18 protein-coding genes are annotated in these 15,753 nt (G+C 70.0%); 9 read left to right on the top strand and 9 right to left on the bottom strand.

The window, feature by feature from the left end; all coding sequences use genetic code 11:
• Nucleotides 1-30: 30 nt before the first annotated feature.
• From AMYNI_RS0142315 to AMYNI_RS0142295, 5 genes are read right to left on the bottom strand one after another with little or no spacing between them, the layout of a single operon-like run.
• Nucleotides 31-468 carry a thioesterase family protein gene (locus tag AMYNI_RS0142315; RefSeq protein ID WP_026361604.1) on the bottom strand — a complete coding sequence of 146 codons (438 nt, stop codon included), beginning with the start codon at nt 466-468 and terminating at the stop codon, nt 31-33.
• Nucleotides 461-1,405, bottom strand: coding sequence for a 3-hydroxyacyl-CoA dehydrogenase NAD-binding domain-containing protein (locus AMYNI_RS0142310; RefSeq protein WP_026361603.1), 945 nt, complete (start codon nt 1,403-1,405; stop codon nt 461-463). Before AMYNI_RS0142310 ends, AMYNI_RS0142315 begins: the two co-directional genes overlap by 8 nt.
• A complete protein-coding gene (locus AMYNI_RS0142305) occupies nt 1,398-2,288 on the bottom strand; it encodes a beta-keto acid cleavage family enzyme (RefSeq protein ID WP_020674210.1) in 891 nt (296 codons plus the stop codon). The genes AMYNI_RS0142310 and AMYNI_RS0142305 overlap by 8 nt, the downstream gene beginning before the upstream one ends.
• Complete coding sequence (locus AMYNI_RS0142300; RefSeq protein ID WP_020674209.1) at nt 2,281-3,153, bottom strand: TetR/AcrR family transcriptional regulator; 873 nt, start codon at nt 3,151-3,153, stop codon at nt 2,281-2,283. The genes AMYNI_RS0142305 and AMYNI_RS0142300 overlap by 8 nt, the downstream gene beginning before the upstream one ends.
• Nucleotides 3,154-3,206: 53 nt before the next feature.
• Nucleotides 3,207-4,076 carry an NAD(P)-dependent oxidoreductase gene (locus AMYNI_RS0142295; protein ID WP_020674208.1) on the bottom strand — a complete coding sequence of 290 codons (870 nt, stop codon included), beginning with the start codon at nt 4,074-4,076 and terminating at the stop codon, nt 3,207-3,209.
• Nucleotides 4,077-4,156: 80 nt separating this feature from the next.
• Here AMYNI_RS0142295 and AMYNI_RS46880 point away from each other — a divergent pair, with 80 nt between their 5' ends.
• Both AMYNI_RS46880 and AMYNI_RS0142285 read left to right on the top strand, forming a co-directional pair.
• The gene (locus AMYNI_RS46880; RefSeq protein WP_040406275.1) at nt 4,157-4,555 is read left to right on the top strand and encodes a YchJ family protein; all 399 of its coding nucleotides are present in this window, start codon (nt 4,157-4,159) and stop codon (nt 4,553-4,555) included.
• 153 nt (nt 4,556-4,708) lie between these two features.
• Nucleotides 4,709-6,295: an amidase family protein gene (locus AMYNI_RS0142285; protein ID WP_020674206.1), complete on the top strand. Its 1,587-nt coding sequence runs from the start codon at nt 4,709-4,711 to the stop codon at nt 6,293-6,295.
• A gap of 191 nt (nt 6,296-6,486) precedes the next feature.
• Here AMYNI_RS0142285 and AMYNI_RS46875 read toward each other — a convergent pair whose 3' ends face one another.
• Entirely contained in the window at nt 6,487-7,005 is a 519-nt protein-coding gene (locus AMYNI_RS46875; protein WP_020674205.1) for an SDR family NAD(P)-dependent oxidoreductase, read from the bottom strand.
• A 29-nt stretch (nt 7,006-7,034) separates the two neighbouring features.
• Between AMYNI_RS46875 and AMYNI_RS48720 the strand changes: the two genes are divergently transcribed.
• Nucleotides 7,035-7,187 carry a hypothetical protein gene (locus tag AMYNI_RS48720; protein WP_020674204.1) on the top strand — a complete coding sequence of 51 codons (153 nt, stop codon included), beginning with the start codon at nt 7,035-7,037 and terminating at the stop codon, nt 7,185-7,187.
• Between the two features lie 44 nt (nt 7,188-7,231).
• Nucleotides 7,232-8,485, top strand: coding sequence for an enolase C-terminal domain-like protein (locus tag AMYNI_RS0142270; RefSeq protein ID WP_020674203.1), 1,254 nt, complete (start codon nt 7,232-7,234; stop codon nt 8,483-8,485).
• Here AMYNI_RS0142270 and AMYNI_RS0142265 read toward each other — a convergent pair.
• Both AMYNI_RS0142265 and AMYNI_RS0142260 read right to left on the bottom strand, forming a co-directional pair.
• The gene (locus AMYNI_RS0142265; RefSeq protein ID WP_020674202.1) at nt 8,482-9,276 is read right to left on the bottom strand and encodes an ABC transporter permease; all 795 of its coding nucleotides are present in this window, start codon (nt 9,274-9,276) and stop codon (nt 8,482-8,484) included. The two genes, AMYNI_RS0142270 and AMYNI_RS0142265, sit on opposite strands and share 4 nt — an antisense overlap.
• Nucleotides 9,277-9,286: 10 nt before the next feature.
• Nucleotides 9,287-10,228 (bottom strand): daunorubicin resistance protein DrrA family ABC transporter ATP-binding protein, encoded by a 942-nt coding sequence (locus AMYNI_RS0142260; RefSeq protein WP_020674201.1) that lies wholly within the window; start codon nt 10,226-10,228, stop codon nt 9,287-9,289.
• 114 nt (nt 10,229-10,342) lie between these two features.
• Here AMYNI_RS0142260 and AMYNI_RS0142255 point away from each other — a divergent pair, with 114 nt between their 5' ends.
• Nucleotides 10,343-11,104 carry a TetR/AcrR family transcriptional regulator gene (locus tag AMYNI_RS0142255; RefSeq protein WP_020674200.1) on the top strand — a complete coding sequence of 254 codons (762 nt, stop codon included), beginning with the start codon at nt 10,343-10,345 and terminating at the stop codon, nt 11,102-11,104.
• A gap of 74 nt (nt 11,105-11,178) precedes the next feature.
• Here the strand turns inward: AMYNI_RS0142255 and AMYNI_RS46870 are convergent, their stop codons facing one another.
• Nucleotides 11,179-11,613 carry a MarR family winged helix-turn-helix transcriptional regulator gene (locus AMYNI_RS46870; RefSeq protein ID WP_020674199.1) on the bottom strand — a complete coding sequence of 145 codons (435 nt, stop codon included), beginning with the start codon at nt 11,611-11,613 and terminating at the stop codon, nt 11,179-11,181.
• A gap of 102 nt (nt 11,614-11,715) precedes the next feature.
• On the opposite strand from AMYNI_RS46870, the gene AMYNI_RS0142245 reads away from it, so the two are divergent.
• The 4 genes from AMYNI_RS0142245 (at nt 11,716) to AMYNI_RS0142230 (ending at nt 15,751) form a co-directional block, all read left to right on the top strand.
• Nucleotides 11,716-12,783, top strand: coding sequence for a substrate-binding domain-containing protein (locus AMYNI_RS0142245; protein ID WP_020674198.1), 1,068 nt, complete (start codon nt 11,716-11,718; stop codon nt 12,781-12,783).
• 96 nt (nt 12,784-12,879) lie between these two features.
• On the top strand, nt 12,880-13,506 hold the full coding sequence (locus AMYNI_RS0142240; RefSeq protein ID WP_040406274.1) for an AmiS/UreI family transporter: 627 nt from the start codon (nt 12,880-12,882) through the stop codon (nt 13,504-13,506).
• Nucleotides 13,507-13,540: 34 nt separating this feature from the next.
• Nucleotides 13,541-14,578 (top strand): aliphatic amidase, encoded by a 1,038-nt coding sequence (locus tag AMYNI_RS0142235; RefSeq protein WP_020674196.1) that lies wholly within the window; start codon nt 13,541-13,543, stop codon nt 14,576-14,578.
• An 81-nt stretch (nt 14,579-14,659) separates the two neighbouring features.
• The gene (locus AMYNI_RS0142230) at nt 14,660-15,751 is read left to right on the top strand and encodes an AAA family ATPase (protein WP_020674195.1); all 1,092 of its coding nucleotides are present in this window, start codon (nt 14,660-14,662) and stop codon (nt 15,749-15,751) included.
• The last annotated feature ends 2 nt before the right edge of the window (nt 15,752-15,753 follow it).

Raw genomic sequence — 15,753 nt, 5'->3', positions numbered from 1 at the left:
GTGGTGGAAATTGTTCGGAAACCGGGGTAGCTAACCGTAGATCGCGCGGCCGGCGTAGTCCGGTGCGGGGGAGGCGCGCCGCCGGAGGTCGTCCGCGACCGCGTCCGGAAAGGGGCTGCTGCTGGAGCCGGTGACGTGCAGGGTCAGCAGCTCCTCGGTCGCCACCAGGGTGTCTTCGACGTACATCTCGTGGCACAGCCGGAGTTTCTTGGCGCCGACGGAAAGCACCGACGTGGTCACCAGCAGGTGTGCGCCGGCGGAGACCTCGCGCAGGTAGCGGATATGCGCTTCGACGGTGTAGAGCGACGAGCCGGTTTCGGCGCGATAGTGTGCGCCGAGTCCGACCTGTTCCATCAGATTCGTGGTGGCGTCACCGAAGACGAGCACGTAATAGGGTTCGCTGAGATGACCGTTGTAGTCGATCCATTCCGGACGGACTGAGTCGCGGTATTCGGTAGGGCTATTCATCGGTGGACCGCCGGCTCGCTTCGACCGCCCGCTGCACCGCGATGATCGCCCTGTCCCGCTCGGCGACCAGCTCGGCGATGGACCGGCCGTCCGCCTCCGCCACGCAACCGTCCACCATCGCGTCCCGCAGCTCGCGGGTGAGCTCCGGCGCGTCCAGCCTGGTCCACGGGGACTTCAGCGAGGGACCGAAGTGGTCGAGCATATGGGCCATCCCGCCGTCCCCGCCGGCGAGGTGGAAGGTGAGGCAGGGGCCCTGCGCCGGCCAGCGCAGGCCGGGGCCGTCGGTGATCGCGGTGTCGATCTGCGCCACCGTGGCCTCGCCGTTCGCGACCATGTGCAGCGCCTCGCGCCAGAGCGCCTCCTGCAGCCGGTTGGCGATGAACCCCGGCAGCTCGCGGTCCATGGTGATCACCGACTTGTCCACCCGGCGGTAGAACTCGGCGGCGGCGGCCACCGCCCACGGTTCGGTGCGCTCGCCGCCGACCACCTCGACCAGCGGGATCAGGTACGGCGGGTTGAACGGGTGGCCGACCACCAGCCGTTCCGGGGTGGCCGCGTCCACCTGCATCTCGGTCATGCTGTACCCCGAGGTGGAGGACGCGATGACCACGCCCGCCGGGGTCGCGGCATCGATCTCGGCGAGCAACTTGCGCTTGAGGGCCAGGTCTTCCGGCGCGCTCTCCTGGACGAACTCGGCTTCGGCGACCGCTTCGGCGAGCGTGGCGCACACGACCAGGTTGTGCGGCCCGGCGCCCTCGGCGAGGCCGAGCTCGGTCAGCGCCGGCCAGGCGCGCTCGGCCAGGGTGCGCAGTTTCGCCTCGGCGTCCGGCGCCGGGTCCCAGGCGAGCACCCGGTAGCCGCGAGCGAGGAAGTGCGCGGCCCAGCCGCCGCCGATCACGCCGCCGCCAACACAGGCGACGGTTCCTGCTTCAGACACGGGCCGCTCCCTTCAGGTTCAGCCGGGTGCGGGCCTGGTCCGGGGTTGCGACCGTGCCGCCGAGGTCCCGCACGATCCGCGCCGCGCGCTCGACCAGCTGCGCGTTGGTGGCCTTGACCCCCTTGGCGAGGTAGAGGTTGTCCTCCAGGCCGACCCGGACGTGCCCGCCGAGCACCACGGACTGGGCGACCCAGCGCATCTGGTCGCGCCCGATCGCGAAGGACGCCCACTGCGCGCCATCGGGCAGCATCCGCACCATGGTCTGCAGCAGCCCGGGATCGGCCGGCGCGCCGTAGGGAATTCCCATGCACAGCTGGAAGAGCGGGGGCGCGTCGATCAGGCCCTCGGCGATCAGCTTGGTGGCGAACCAGAGCTGGCCGGTGTCGAAGATCTCCAGCTCCGGCTTGACCCCCAACTCCTGGATGCGCCTGGTGCCCGCGCGCAGCATGTCCGGGGTGGAGACGTAGAGCTGGCTGCCCTCGCCGAAGTTCAGCGAGCCGCAGTCGACGGTGCAGATGTCCGGCAGCAGCTCCTCGACGTGCGGCAGCCGGTCGAGCCCGTTCACCAGGTCGGTGCCGTCCACCGGCTTGAGCGGATCCTCCTCGTCCAGGAACAGGTCCCCGCCCATGCCCGCGGTGAGGTTGATGACCACGTCCACCCCGCTGTCCTTGATCCGCCGCACGGTTTCGCGGTACAGCGCGACATCGCGGGAACCCTGGCCGGTGTCCAGGTCGCGCACGTGGATGTGCACCACGGCGGCGCCGGCCTCCGCGGCTTCGATCGCCGACGTGGCGATCTGCTGCGGGGAGATCGGCACGTACGGGCTCTTGCCGGTGGTGTCCCCGGCGCCGGTCAGCGCGCAGGTGATGATCGTTTCACTCATGGCCGCTTGCTCCTCCGGCGATCGTGCTTTCGATGAACTCGTGCAGGTGCGCTCGCATGGCCGACACCGAGCTGCCCGGTTTCCCGGTGAGCACCTGGATGCCGAGGCCGTCGATCAGCGCGGTCAGCGCGGCGGTGGCCGAGTCGGGATCCCGATCCCGGAACACGCCTTGCTCCTGTCCACTTCGGATGGTCATCGCGATGGTGCGGTACCAGCGGTTGTAGGAGTCCCAGTACAGCGACCGGAGCTCCGGGTTGAGCGCGCTTTCGTTCCACACCTGCAGCCACACCGACCACTCCGCGCGGAGCAGGCCGTCGGTGGGCAGCTGGAGCTCCACCAACCGGAGCAGCCGCTCGTACGCGTCCTCCACCGTGTGCAGCTCGGCGACCTGCCGGTCGAAGGCGAGCTTCACGTTGCGCCGCAAGGCTTCGTGCAGCACGTCCTGTTTGGTGGGGAAGTAGTAGTGGATCTTCGCCGTGCTCGTCGAGCAGGCTTGCGCGATGTCGGCGATGCGCACCCGGTGATAGCCGCGTTCGGCGATCAGCTGCCAGGCCGTCTCCAGGATCCGCTTGCGCGGCCCGGAAAACGCCGGATCGCCTTGGCCGCTCGTGGAGCGGGTGGCCGGTGCGGGGACGGCGCTGACCGTGCTCGCGTCGTCGCTGCCGTTGAGCAGCCAGTTGACCGTGACCCCGCAGTGCTCGGCGACCTTGACCAGCTCGGGCGGGGAGAACCGCCGCTTGCCGGCCAGCGACTTCGACAGCTTGGTCTCGTCGAGCCCGATCGCCGCGGCGAACTCGCGCTGCGGCTGCGCCATGGCCTTGAGCAGCCCGCGGATCCGCTCGCGCAGCTCGTCCGCTTCGTCCATGGCGGGCTACCCTAGCCACGGCTTGCGATTATCGCAAGTATTCGACTGGCCGATCAGTTGACTTGCGATGCGCGGAAGGCCCGCACCACGGCGGCCATGTCCGCCGATTCGAGACCCGACTCCGCCGTCGCCTCGAACGCGTTCCGCAGGGCGAGCATCAGCGCGTCCTCGGCGCCGGCCGCCTTCAGCGCGTCCGCGATCAGCCCGCTGTCCTTGACCGCACCGGAAACCGGGAACGCGGGGGAGAAGTCCCCGGTGATCATGGCCTTGCCCTTGGCCTGGGCGTAGCCGCTGTCCATCGGCCCGTTCGCGATCACGTCCAGGAACCGCTGCGGGTCGATGCCCAGCGCGCCGGCCAGCGCGACGCTCTGCGCCGTCGCGCCGGTGATCGAGAGCACCCAGGCGTTGGCGGCGAGCTTGAGCCGCTGCCCGTCGCCTGGCCGGTCGCCGACCCAGACCGTGCGGGAGCCGATCGCCTCGAACACCGGCGCCGCGGTTTCGCGCAGCTCCGGCGGTCCGCCGGCGAGCACGGTCAGCGCACCCTGCTCGGCGGGCTGCCGGGTGCCCAGCACCGGTGCGTCCAGGTACCGGACCCCGTGCCGCGCGGCGAGTCCGGCCAGCCGTTCGGTGCCCTCCAGGCCGACGGTGCCCGCCTGCACCCAGAGCGCCCCGTCGAAGGTGGGCAGCAGCGGCGCGACCACTCGCTCCACCGCGTCGACGTCGAACAGCATGGTGAGCACCACGTCCGCGCCGGACACCGCCGCCCCGGCATCGGTGGCGACGCGGATCCCGTCCGCGGCCAGCGGCCGCGCCCTGTCCTGGCTGCGGTTCCACACCGTCACGTCCAGCCCGGCCCTGGCCATGCTCCTGGCCATGCCGGCGCCCATCAGGCCGGTTCCCAGCACCGTCACCCGAGTCGTCATGCGACCTCCTTTTCCCCGCCCATCTTCACCGCGCCGGGCACCGCTCGCACGGGGAGAAGACGGTCGGCCAGAATTGCCGGATGGCCAGACACGATGCGCGCCGGCGGCCCTGCCCCTGCGGGCTGGGCGAGCCGTACCGGGACTGCTGCGGACGCTTCCACGAGGGAGCGGCGCAGGCACCGACCGCCGAGCTCTTGATGCGCTCGCGTTTCGCCGCCTTCGCCACGGGCGATTCGGACTACCTGCTGCGGACCTGGGACAGCGGCAGCAGACCGGCCACCCTCGAACTCGACCCGGAGCAGCGCTGGACCCGGCTGGAGATCCTCGGCAGCACCGGCGGCGGTTTCCTGCACACCGAGGGCACGGTGGACTTCCGCGCGCACTACACCTACCGCGGCCAGGAAGGCGTGCTACACGAGCACAGCCGCTTCGTCCGCGACGACGGCCGCTGGAGCTACCTGGGGCCGATCCCCGGGTAGCCCTCAGCCACCGCAGTCCTGCTGTGCCGCCAGGCCCCCTCGCGCGGACAGCCCGTCTTGAGCGCCAGCAGTTCGACGTTGGCGCTCGGCGAGTTCGGCTTCCAGCTCTGGAAGGCTCTAACCTTCCTCCTACCTTGAACGGAAGGGGATCCGATGCCGGTCCGCCGTCTGGTCGCGATCCTGCTGGCAGCCTCGCTGCTGGTCACGTTGGTCGCCACGCCCGCATACGCGTCCAGGACCCCGGTCGACGTGGTCGGCCTCGGCGTGGCCGACCTGCGCGTGCTGCTCGATCAGCGGAAGGTCACCTCGCTCCAGCTGGTCGGCGAGTACCTGCGCCGGACCGCGGCCTACGAGAACGCGTATGCCGGCCAGCCCGGGGTGAACGCGGTAATCGCGGTGAACCCGCGGGCCCGTGCCGAGGCCGTGCGGCTCGACGTCGAACGCAGGCTCGGCCATTCGCGCGGTCCGCTGCACGGCATCCCGATCGTGCTGAAGGACAACTACGACACGCGCGACTTGCCGACCACGAGCGGTTCGGTGGCGCTGCGCGACCTTCGCCCTGACCGCGACGCCACCCAGGTCCGCCGGCTCCGCGACGCCGGTGCGATCATCCTGGCCAAGACGAACCTGCACGAGTTCGCGATAAGCATCACCACGATCAGTTCCCTCGGCGGGCAGACGCGCAACCCCTACGACCAGGGGCGTCATCCTGGCGGTTCGAGCGGCGGCACGGCCGCGGCGGTGGCGGCCGGGTTCGCGCCGGCCGGGATGGGCACCGACACCTGCGGCTCGATCCGGATCCCGGCCGCGCACAACAACCTGGTCGGCCTGCGGCCCACGCTCGGGCTGTCCAGCCGCGCCGGGATCGCGCCGCTGGCCGGTACCCAGGACACGGCCGGGCCGCTCGCGAGCTCGATCCGCGACATCGCGCTGCTGCTCGACGCGACCGCCGGCTACGACCCCGCCGACCCGGTCACCGAGGCCGCCAAGGGCAGGATCCCGGCGGGTTACCAGTCCACCCTGCGGCCGGACTCCTTGCGGGGTAAGCGAATCGGCGTGTTCACCGACAACTTCGGTGGCTCACCGGCTGAGCAGCTGACCAACGGCGTTGTCCGCGCGGCGATCGCCGACATGGCCGCGCTGGGGGCGCAGGTGATCGAGCTAGGCCGGCAGCCCGAGGTCGTCGACTCGGCGGCCAAGGCGAACCGGGTGCGCGACGAGTTCGAACGCGATCTGAACGGCTACCTCGCCGGTTCGGCGGGCGGACGGCCGAGTTCGCTGGCGCGGCTGGAACCGCCGCGCGACGAGGTTACCCTCGCCGACATCGCCACCTCAGGCCAGGTCACCCCGACCGTGCTCAGCACGCTGCGCGACTGGGTCGCCAGCCCGCCGCTGCCCAACCCGGCGTACCAGGAGAAGCTGCGCCAGCGAGACATCCTGCGAACCGGGCTGACCGCGCTGATCACCGCCAACGGGCTCGACGGCATCGTCTACCCGACCGTCAACGAGCCGCCGACACCGATCGGCACCACCCAGTCCTACGCGAACTGCCGCCTCGCCGGCTACAGCGGCTTCCCCGCGCTGTCCGTGCCCGCCGGCTTCACCGCGGCCGGCCTGCCGGTCGGTGTCGAGCTGCTGGGCCTGCCGTTCAGCGAACCGGACCTGCTCGCCATGGGTTACGCGTACGAACAGGCCACCCGCCACCGCATGCCACCGGCCAGCACTCCGCCTTTGCGCTGAGCGCTACGGCCGACGCCGTGTTGGCCGTTCGCGGCACCGAGTTTGCCGGTTGCGACGCCGTGTTGGCCGTCACCCGACCATCACGTCACCGCCGCGAGCGGCCAACTCACCGTCCGGAACGGCCAAGTCGTTGACGGGAACGGCCAACACGCGGACGGGAACGGCAAACACGATGTGGCCGGGAGGTGCGGTCAGGGGGAGTGGTCTGGAGGGTATGGACTTTCCGCGGCGCAGACGGCGAGGAGGCCACCGTCGACGCGATGTTCCGAGCCGGTGATGAAGGACGCGCGGCGGCTGGACAGGAACAGGATCGCTTCGGCGACCTCTTCCGGGCGGGCGACCCGGCCGAGCGGATGGGTACGGCCGAGGTCGTCGATCAGCTCGCCGGTGTCGCGGCCGTTCGCGGTCAGCCCGACCGCCCAGCGCAGCATCGGAGTGTCCACCGAACCGGGGCACACCACGTTGACCCGGATGCCCTCGGCCGCGTGGTCCACCGCCATCGCCTTGGTGAACGCGTTGATCGCGCCCTTACTCGCTACATAGGCCGCCGCACCGGACTGCGCCACGAAGGCCTGCACCGAGGACACGTTGACGATCGAACCGCCGCCGCGCCCGCGCAGTTGCGGCACCGCCGCCCGGCAGGTGTGGAAAACGCCCTTGACGTTGACGTCGAAGACCCGGTCCCACAGCTCGCCGGAGGTCTCCTCCACGGTGCCGTAGCGCTGGATCCCGGCCGGTGATGACCTCGCTGTTCGCGCTGCAAAGCGCCTACGCCGGCACCAGCGTGCCGGTGGTGCTGGCCGGCGCGCTGATCGTGTCGCTGCCGACGGTGCTGCTCTTCCTGTTCACCCAGCGGTTCTTCACCAGGGGGCTGACCATGGCTCAGTTGTGATTCTCGAGCACCAGCAGGAAAACCAGGCAAGGGGAGTGCAGGGAATGAAGATCGTTGACGTCCGGGCGACCACCGTCGCCGTGCCGCTGGAAGCGCCGCTGCTGCACAGCAACGGCGCGCACTGGGGCAGGTTCATCCGGACGCTGGTCGAGATCGAGACCGACAACGGGCTGGTCGGCCTCGGCGAGATGGGGGGCGGCGGGGAGAGCGCCGAGCTCGCGTTCGCCGGGCTGAAGCCCTATCTGCTCGGGCACGACCCGAGCCGCCTGGAACTGCTGCGGTTCATGATCGCGAACCCGACGGCGAGCCTGTACAACAACCGAACCCAGCTGCTCGCGGCCGTCGAGTTCGCCTGTCTCGACGTCGTCGGGCAGCAGCTCGGCGTGCCCGCGCACGTGCTGCTCGGCGGCGCGGTCCGCGACGAGGTGCCGTTCGCCAGCTACCTCTTCTTCCGCTACGCCGACCCGGTGACCGGGGAAGGCGAGGTGCGCACCGCGGAACAGCTCGTCGAGCACGCGAAGGCGCTCAAGGCCGAGCACGGGTTCACCACGCACAAGCTCAAGGGCGGGGTCTACCCGCCGGAGCACGAGCTGGCCTGCTACCGCGCGCTGGCCGAGGAGTTCCCGGACGACCGGCTGCGCTACGACCCGAACGGCGCGTTGTCGGTGACTGACGCGATCCGGTTCGCCCGCGCCATCGAGGACCTGAACAACGACTACCTCGAAGACCCGACCTGGGGCCTCAACGGTATGCGGCAGGTGCGGGAGAAGGTGCGCACCCCGCTGGCCACGAACACGGTGGTGGTCAACTTCGAGCAGCTGGCCGCCAACGTCCGCGATCCGGCAGTGGACGTCATCCTGCTGGATACCACGTTCTGGGGCGGGATCCGCGCCTGCGTCAAGGCCGCGGGCGTGTGCGAGACGTTCCAGCTGGGGGTGTCCGTGCACTCCTCCGGTGAGCTCGGCATTCAGCTGGCGACCATGCTGCATTTCGGCGCGGTCACCCCCAACCTGGTGTTCGACGCCGACGCGCACTACCACCACCTGTCCGGCGATGTCATCGAAGGTGCCGGCTTCCGCTACCGGGACGGCCGGATCGCGGTGCCGTCCGGGCCGGGACTCGGCGTCCGGCTGGACCGGGCCAAGGTCGAGCAGTACGCCGAGTTCTACCGGGAGACGGGGAACTACCCGTACGACCGGGACCCCGGCCGGCCTGGCTGGTATCCGCTGCTGCCGAACGACCGGTGGGCGGACCCGGGGCTGCGGCTGCGGCCGGGGCTTTACGGAGACGGCCGTTAGCGGCCAGCCCGGCGGCGGAACAGCCAGGTGGCGAAGACGAAGGACGCGACCAGCAGGCCGACCGACCAGGCCAGCGCGATCCAGCCGTTGTCGCCGATCGGGGTGCCGGTGAGCAGTCCGCGGACCGTCTCGGTGATCGGCGTGATCGGCTGGTTCTCGCTGATCACGCGGAGGAAACCGGGCATCGTTCCGGGCGGCACGAAGGCACTGCTCAGATAGGGCAGGAAGAGCATGAAGAAGCTCAGTGTGCTGGCCGACTCCACGGTTTTCGCGATCACGCCGAGCCCTGCCGCCAGCCAGGACAGCGCGAGCACGTAGAGCAGCATCAGCCCGGCGCCGAGCAGCCAGTCGCCGAGTCCGGCGTCGGGCCGGAAACCCATCGCGATGGAGGCGCCGACCACGATCGTGGTGGACAGCGCGTTGCGGGCGACGCTGGCGACCACGTGCCCGGTCAGCACGGCGGCGCTGCGGATCGGCAACGTGCGCAGGCGGTCGATCATGCCCTTGGTCATGTCGTCGGTGACGGCCATCGCGGTGGACGCCGCTCCGTAGCCGGTGCACAGCAGGATGATGCCGGGCACCACGTAGTTGATGTAGTCGGTGCCGGTGTTGATCGCGCCGCCGAACACGTAGACGTACAGCGTCATCATCAGCAGCGGCAGCACGACCGAGATGACCAGTGTCTCCATATTGCGGCGGCTGAGCCGGATGCTGCGCCCGATCATGGTCAGCGTGTCGCCGGCGGCGTTGCCGATTCCGCCGTGCACCGGCGCGGGCAGGGTGATGCTCATGGTTGTTTCCTTACGCTCGGGCTTCGACGGCGACCGGCGACTTGCGGGCAGCGGTCAGCGTCATGAACACGTCGTCGAGGGTGGGCCGGTGGGAGGACACGTCGGCCACTTCCACGCCGTGTGCCCGTAGCTCGTCCAGCACCCGGTGCAGATGCGCCGCACTGCCGTCGGAGGGGATGCCGAGCACGAGACGTTCCGGATCGGCGGTGCCGCCGAGCAGCCCGGCGCCGTGGGTGAGCCCGGACTCATCCGCGAACCGCAGGTCGAGCCGGTGCCCGCCGATCTCCGCCTTGAGCGAGTCGGCCGTGCCGGCCGCCGCGACCCGGCCGTCCGAGATCACCATGATCCGGTCCGCCAGCCGGTCGGCCTCCTCCAGGTACTGCGTGGTGAGCACGATGGTGGTGCCGGCGCGCACCAGGTCCCTGATCGCGTCCCACATGGTCGAGCGGCTGGCCGGATCGAGCCCAGTGGTCGGCTCGTCCAGGAAGATCACCCTGGGCCGGGCGACCAGGCTCATCGCCAGGTCGAGGCGGCGCCGCATGCCGCCGGAGTAGGTCCGGACCCGGCGGTCCATCGCGTCCGTCAGGTCGAAACGCTCGAGCAGCTCCCGCGCGCGGGTGCGGGCGGGGCCGCGGCCGAGGTGCATCAGCTTGCCGAGCATGACCACGTTCTCCAGGCCGGTCTGCTCATCGTCCACCGCCACGTACTGGCCGGTCAGGCTGATCACGCCGCGCACCTTCGCCGGCTGGCGTTGGACGTCGTAACCGGCCACCGCCGCGTGGCCGCCGTCCGGTCGCAGCAGGGTGGTGAGGATGCGGACGGTGGTCGTCTTGCCGGCGCCGTTCGGCCCGAGCAGCGCGAACACCGAGCCCTCCTCGACGCTCAGGTCCACTCCGTCCAGCACCAGGTTGGAGCCGTAGGCCTTGCGCAGGCCGGTCGCCTCGACGATCATCGCCACTCCTTTAACTGCGTATGAGACACGCATATTAGCGTAGCATCTACGCAGTAATGGTTCGCAACCGTGGTTTCTAGACTGGTTCGTGGGTTTCGCGACGAGAGGATGTGCATGACACGGGAGACAGGGGAGTCCGACGCCGAGCTGCCGGCCGACGTCGTCCTGCTGTGGGGGCTGCGCGCGGCGCCACGGCGGGGCCCGAAGTCCGCCCTTACCGTCGAGGACATCACCCGCGCCGCGGTCGAGGTGGCCGACGCGGAAGGCCTTTCCGCGGTGTCGATGGCCAGGGTCGCCGCCCAGCTCGGCAACGCCACCATGGCGCTGTACCGGCATGTGAAGAGCAAGGACGAGTTGCTCCTGCTGATGTCCGACGCCGCCTTGGAGGACCCGCCGGACCTGCCGGAGACCGGTGACTGGCGGACCAGGCTGACACAATGGTCGTACAGCATGATGTCCGTGCTGCGCCGGCATCCGTGGTTCACGCAGATCCCGATCGCCGGTCCGCCGCTCGGCCCGCGCAACCTCGCCTGGTTCGACCGCGCGCTGGCCTGCCTGTCGGAAACCGCCCTGCCGGAAGGCGAAAAGGTCGGCGTGGTGATGGGCCTGATGACCCATGTGCACGGCCAGCTCCGGCTCAGCGCCGACCTCGCCGCCGGCTACGAAGAGAACCCGGAAGCGTTCGGCCGCCAGTACGGCGCCGCGCTGACCAGGCTGGTGGACCCCCGACAGCTCCCGGCGCTGAGCAAGGTCGTCTCGGCGGGTGTGTTCGACCTCGACTCGCTGTACGAAGAGGACGACCAGGATTTCGATTTCGGCTTCGGTCTCTATCTGGACGGCGTCGCCGCCTTCATCGAGCGCACCACTTCTTCATAAGGCGCACACTCGGCGAGTCCCACTTTCCGGCACCGTGAGTTCTGCGTTCGCGCAGTGCGAGTGCAGCGTTCGGGTCAGCGGGGGTTTAGGGCGGGGGTGGTGGCGAGGAGGGTGAGGAAGCGGATGGCGGTGGGGGCGTCGCCGGTGCGGGTCAGCAGTTCGGCTTCCACGTCCGCAACTTTGGGGGCTATCCGCTTGTAGGCGGCGCGGCCGCGGGGGCCGAGGTAGACGCGGACCCGGCGGCGGTCTTCGGGGTCGACTTCGCGGTAAACCGTGGCGGTGGAGACCAGGCGGTCGACGACCCTGGTCAGGGTGGGGCCGGTGGCCATCGTCCTGGTGGCCAGGTCCGCCATCGACAGGCCGCGCTGTTCGGCCAGTGCTTCGATCACCAGCCACTGGTCCAGGGAGAGACCGTCGGACTTGAGGACTTCCTCGACCTTGGCGGTCACCGCGCGGACCGCTCTGGTCAATGCCCTGGTCAGCGGCTCCGCGCCGGTGTGCTCCGCCATCGCCGCCAGGTCCTCCCTCTTGCGGAATTCTCGACCGATTGTAAGACTTCCAGCTGAAAGTAAGTCAACCTGCCGAGAGTTCGCCCACTCCGCGGAGTCTCCATGACCTTCGTCCTCAGCCGCGATGACACCTGGCGGGTCGCCATGGTGATCCCGCTGCAGGGGCCCGCCGGGCTGTTCGGCCCCTCTTGCGAAGCGATCGCAGAACTGGCCGCGCACGAGCTCAACTCGGCCGGCGGCATCCTCGGCCGCGAGGTGTCCTTCGAGATCGTGGACGGGGGCGCGGCGCCCGAGGTGGTGGCCGGCGAACTGGCCGCGCTGGTCGATGCCGGCCGGGTGGACGCGGTCAGCGGCTGGCACATCTCCTCGGTCCGGCACGCGCTGGCCCCGGTAGTTGCCGGTCGCGTGCCGTACGCCTACACCTCGCTGTACGAAGGCGGCGAGCAGCGGCCAGGCATCTTCTGCTCCGGCGAGACGCCCCGGCTGCAGATCGAGCCCGCGCTGCGCTGGCTGCGCGACAACCTCGGCGCCCGCCGCTGGTTCGTGGTCGGCGACGACTACGTGTGGCCACGGGCGTCCACCGCCGCGGTACGACGGTTCGCGCACGAGCTGGACCTGCGGATCGCCGGTGAGGCCTTCGTCGGCCTCGGCGGCGGCGACATGTCCGGCCTGATCCGGCGGGTCGAGGCGGCCGAGTGCGACGGGGTGCTGATGCTGCTGGTCGGGCACGACGCGGTGGAGTTCAACCGGCGCTTCGCCGCCCGCGGGCTGCACGAGCGGATGCTGCGCTTCAGCCCGCTGATGGAGGAGAACATGCTGCTCGCCAGCGGCCGCCCCGCCACCCGCAACCTGTTCGTCGCCGCGGCCTACTTCCGCTCCATGGTCACCGCCGACGCGCTCGACCTGGTCAGCCGGTACGTCCGGCTGCACGGCCAGGACGCGCCGGCGTTGAACAACGCCGCCGAATCCTGCTACGAGGGCATGCAGGTGCTCGCCGGGCTGGCGAGCCGGGCCGGCAACGGGCACCTGCCCGACCTCAACGCGGCGATCGACGGGGTGGCCTACAGCGGACCGCGCGGCACCGTGGAGTTCCACGGGCAGCAGGCCAGGCAGCGGGTGCACCTCGCGGTGGCCGACGGCTACGACTTCGAAGTCATCACCCGGCTCTGACCCGGCCGCCCCGGCCCTTGACGGCACCGGCTCGAGCATTTACTTTCACTTGAAATTATTCCACCCGGTCCCAATGAGGGAGATCGGAGGTCGATCGTGAACAATGTGGGGCTGCTCTACGTCGGGGCCGTACTGCTGGTGAACGGCCTGATGCTGCTGGGCAGGGTGCCCGCCCGCTCGGCCGCCGCGCTCAACCTGTTCGTCGGCGCGCTCCAGTGCGTCACGCCGACCGTGCTGATCATCCAGGCCGGCGGTGACCAGGAAGCGATCCTCGGCGCCTCCGGGCTCTACCTGTTCGGGTTCACCTACCTCTACGTCGGCGTGGTCAACTTCGCCGGCCTCGAACCGTCCGGCGTCGGCTGGTTCTCGCTGTACGTGGCGGGCGCCGCGCTGGTCTACTCCGGACTTTCGTTCTGGCGCAACGAAGATCCGGTCTTCGGCGTGATCTGGCTGGCCTGGGCGCTGCTGTGGACCCTGTTCTTCCTGGTGCTCGGCCTCGGCCTGGAGCGGCTGACCCGGTTCACCGGCTGGGCGACGCTGCTGCTCAGCCAGCCGACCTGCTCGGTCCCCGCCTTCCTGGCGATGACCGGCGGCTACCGCTCGAACGCCGGCACGGCCTGGATCGCGGCCGCGGTGTTCGCCGCCCTCGTCGCGCTCTCCGCACTGCTCGCCGCCAGGGGCCGTGCCCCGCGCCTGGTCCCCGCCTCCGCGACACCCGCCTGAAACCCGACTGAACCGCCAATCCGAGGAGAAACTGATGCGACACGGTGACATCTCCGCCAGCCCCGACACCGTCGGTATCGCGGTGGTCAACTACAAGATGCCTCGGCTGCACACCAAGGCCGAGGTGCGGGACAACGCCCGCAAGATCGCCGAGATGGTGGTGGGCATGAAGACCGGCCTGCCAGGGATGGACCTGGTGGTGTTCCCGGAGTACTCCACCCAGGGGATCATGTACGACCAGGACGAGATGTACGCGACGGCGGCGACCATTCCCGGCGAGGAGACCGAGATCTTCGCCGCGGCCTGCCGCGAGGCGGACACCTGGGGCGTCTTCTCCATCACCGGCGAGCAGCACGAGGACCACCCGGACAAGCCGCCGTACAACACCCTGGTGCTGATCAACAACCGCGGCGACATCGTGCAGAAGTACCGCAAGATCCTGCCGTGGTGCCCGATCGAAGGCTGGTACCCGGGCGACACGACCTACGTCACCGAGGGCCCGAAGGGCATGAAGATCTCGCTGATCATCTGCGACGACGGCAACTACCCCGAGATCTGGCGGGACTGCGCGATGAAGGGTGCCGAGCTGATCGTCCGCTGCCAGGGTTACATGTACCCGGCCAAGGATCAGCAGGTGCTGATGGCGAAGGCGATGGCGTGGGCCAACAACTGCTACGTCGCGGTGGCGAACGCGGCCGGGTTCGACGGGGTCTATTCCTACTTCGGCCACTCCTCGATCATCGGCTTCGACGGGCGCACCCTCGGGGAGACCGGCGAGGAGGAGTACGGGATCCAGTTCGCGCAGCTGTCCGTCTCGGCGATCCGCGACGCGCGGGAGTTCGACCAGTCGCAGAACCACCTGTTCAAGCTGCTGCACCGCGGCTACTCGGGGGTGCACGCGGCTGGCGACGGGGACAAGGGCGTGGCCGACTGCCCGTTCGAGTTCTACAAGCTCTGGGTCACCGACGCGGAGAAGGCCCGCGAGAACGTGGAGGCGATCACCCGCGACACGGTCGGTGTCGCGGACTGCCGGGTCGGCGAACTGCCGGTGAACGAGACGATGCAGGCCTGAGATGGGGGCATGCGAGGCTTTTTGCGCATGCCTCCATCGATCGGGTGCGGGTGTCCCGCAAGATTCTGAGGGAGAACACGGATGCCCTATCTGACCGACATGTACCACGACCAGAACCGTGGTAGGCGTGCCGGCCAGGATGGCGGCCCGGTGGCCGCGCCGGACCCGGCGAAGCCACCGGGCGCCTTCGATCCCGACGCGGTCACCGAACGGCTGCGGGCCAGGGTGCTCGGCCAGGACTCGGCGATCCGGTCGGTGGTGCGCGCGATGACGCTGGCCACCGCCGGTGCGACCGATCCCCAGCGGCCGCTGGCGAACCTGCTGCTGGCCGGGCCCACCGGGACCGGCAAGACCGAGCTGGTCCGGCAGGTGGCGGCCGTGCTGCGGTCCGGGCCGGAGGACCTGTGCCGGGTGGACATGAACTCGCTGGCGCAGGAGCATTACGCGGCTTCGTTCAGCGGTGCGCCGCCGGGTTACGCCGGCAGCAAGGAGGCGTTCAGCGTCTTCGACAGGTCCACAGTGGAGGGTGACGCCTACACACCGGGGATCGTGCTGTTCGACGAGGTGGAGAAGGCGCACCCGACCGTGCTGCGGGCGTTGCTGCAGGTGCTGGACAACGGGGAGCTGCGACTGGCCAGCGGCCAGCAGACCATCTCGTTCCGCAACAGCTTCGTCTTCCTGACCTCCAACCTCGGCAGCGCGGAACTGGCGAAACGCCGCCGCGCCCGCTGGCGCCGGCTGGCCGACCGGGTCGGCGGCCGGTCCGGGACGGTCACCCGCCGGCTCGCCGCGCGGGGCAACGAGACCGTGCTTTCGGCCGCGCTGAGCGAGTTCTTCGACACCGAGTTCCTCAACCGGATCGACGAGACGGTGGTCTTCCGCGAGTTCGACACCGAAACCGCCGTGCGCATCACCGAGGTGGAGATCGAGCTGCTGCGGCAGCGGCTGCATCGCCGCTCGGTGCGGCTCGAGGTGGACGAGTCCGTGCCGCGGCTGGTCGCGGACCTGGGTTTCGACCCGGTCTACGGCGCCCGCGGCCTCCGGCGGTGCCTGCGGGTCACGCTGGCGGACCCGGTCGCCGAAGCCGTGCTGCGACACCGGCCCGTCGGCCGTGAGCCGCTGACCATCCGGGCCGCGGTGACCGGCGGGACGGTGACCGCCGAGGCGGGGTAGCC

The organism is Amycolatopsis nigrescens CSC17Ta-90, assembly GCF_000384315.1.
Taxonomy (GTDB): domain Bacteria; phylum Actinomycetota; class Actinomycetes; order Mycobacteriales; family Pseudonocardiaceae; genus Amycolatopsis; species Amycolatopsis nigrescens.
Note: the sequence above shows the minus strand (reverse complement) of the source record. Positions and strands in the feature narration are given on the sequence as shown.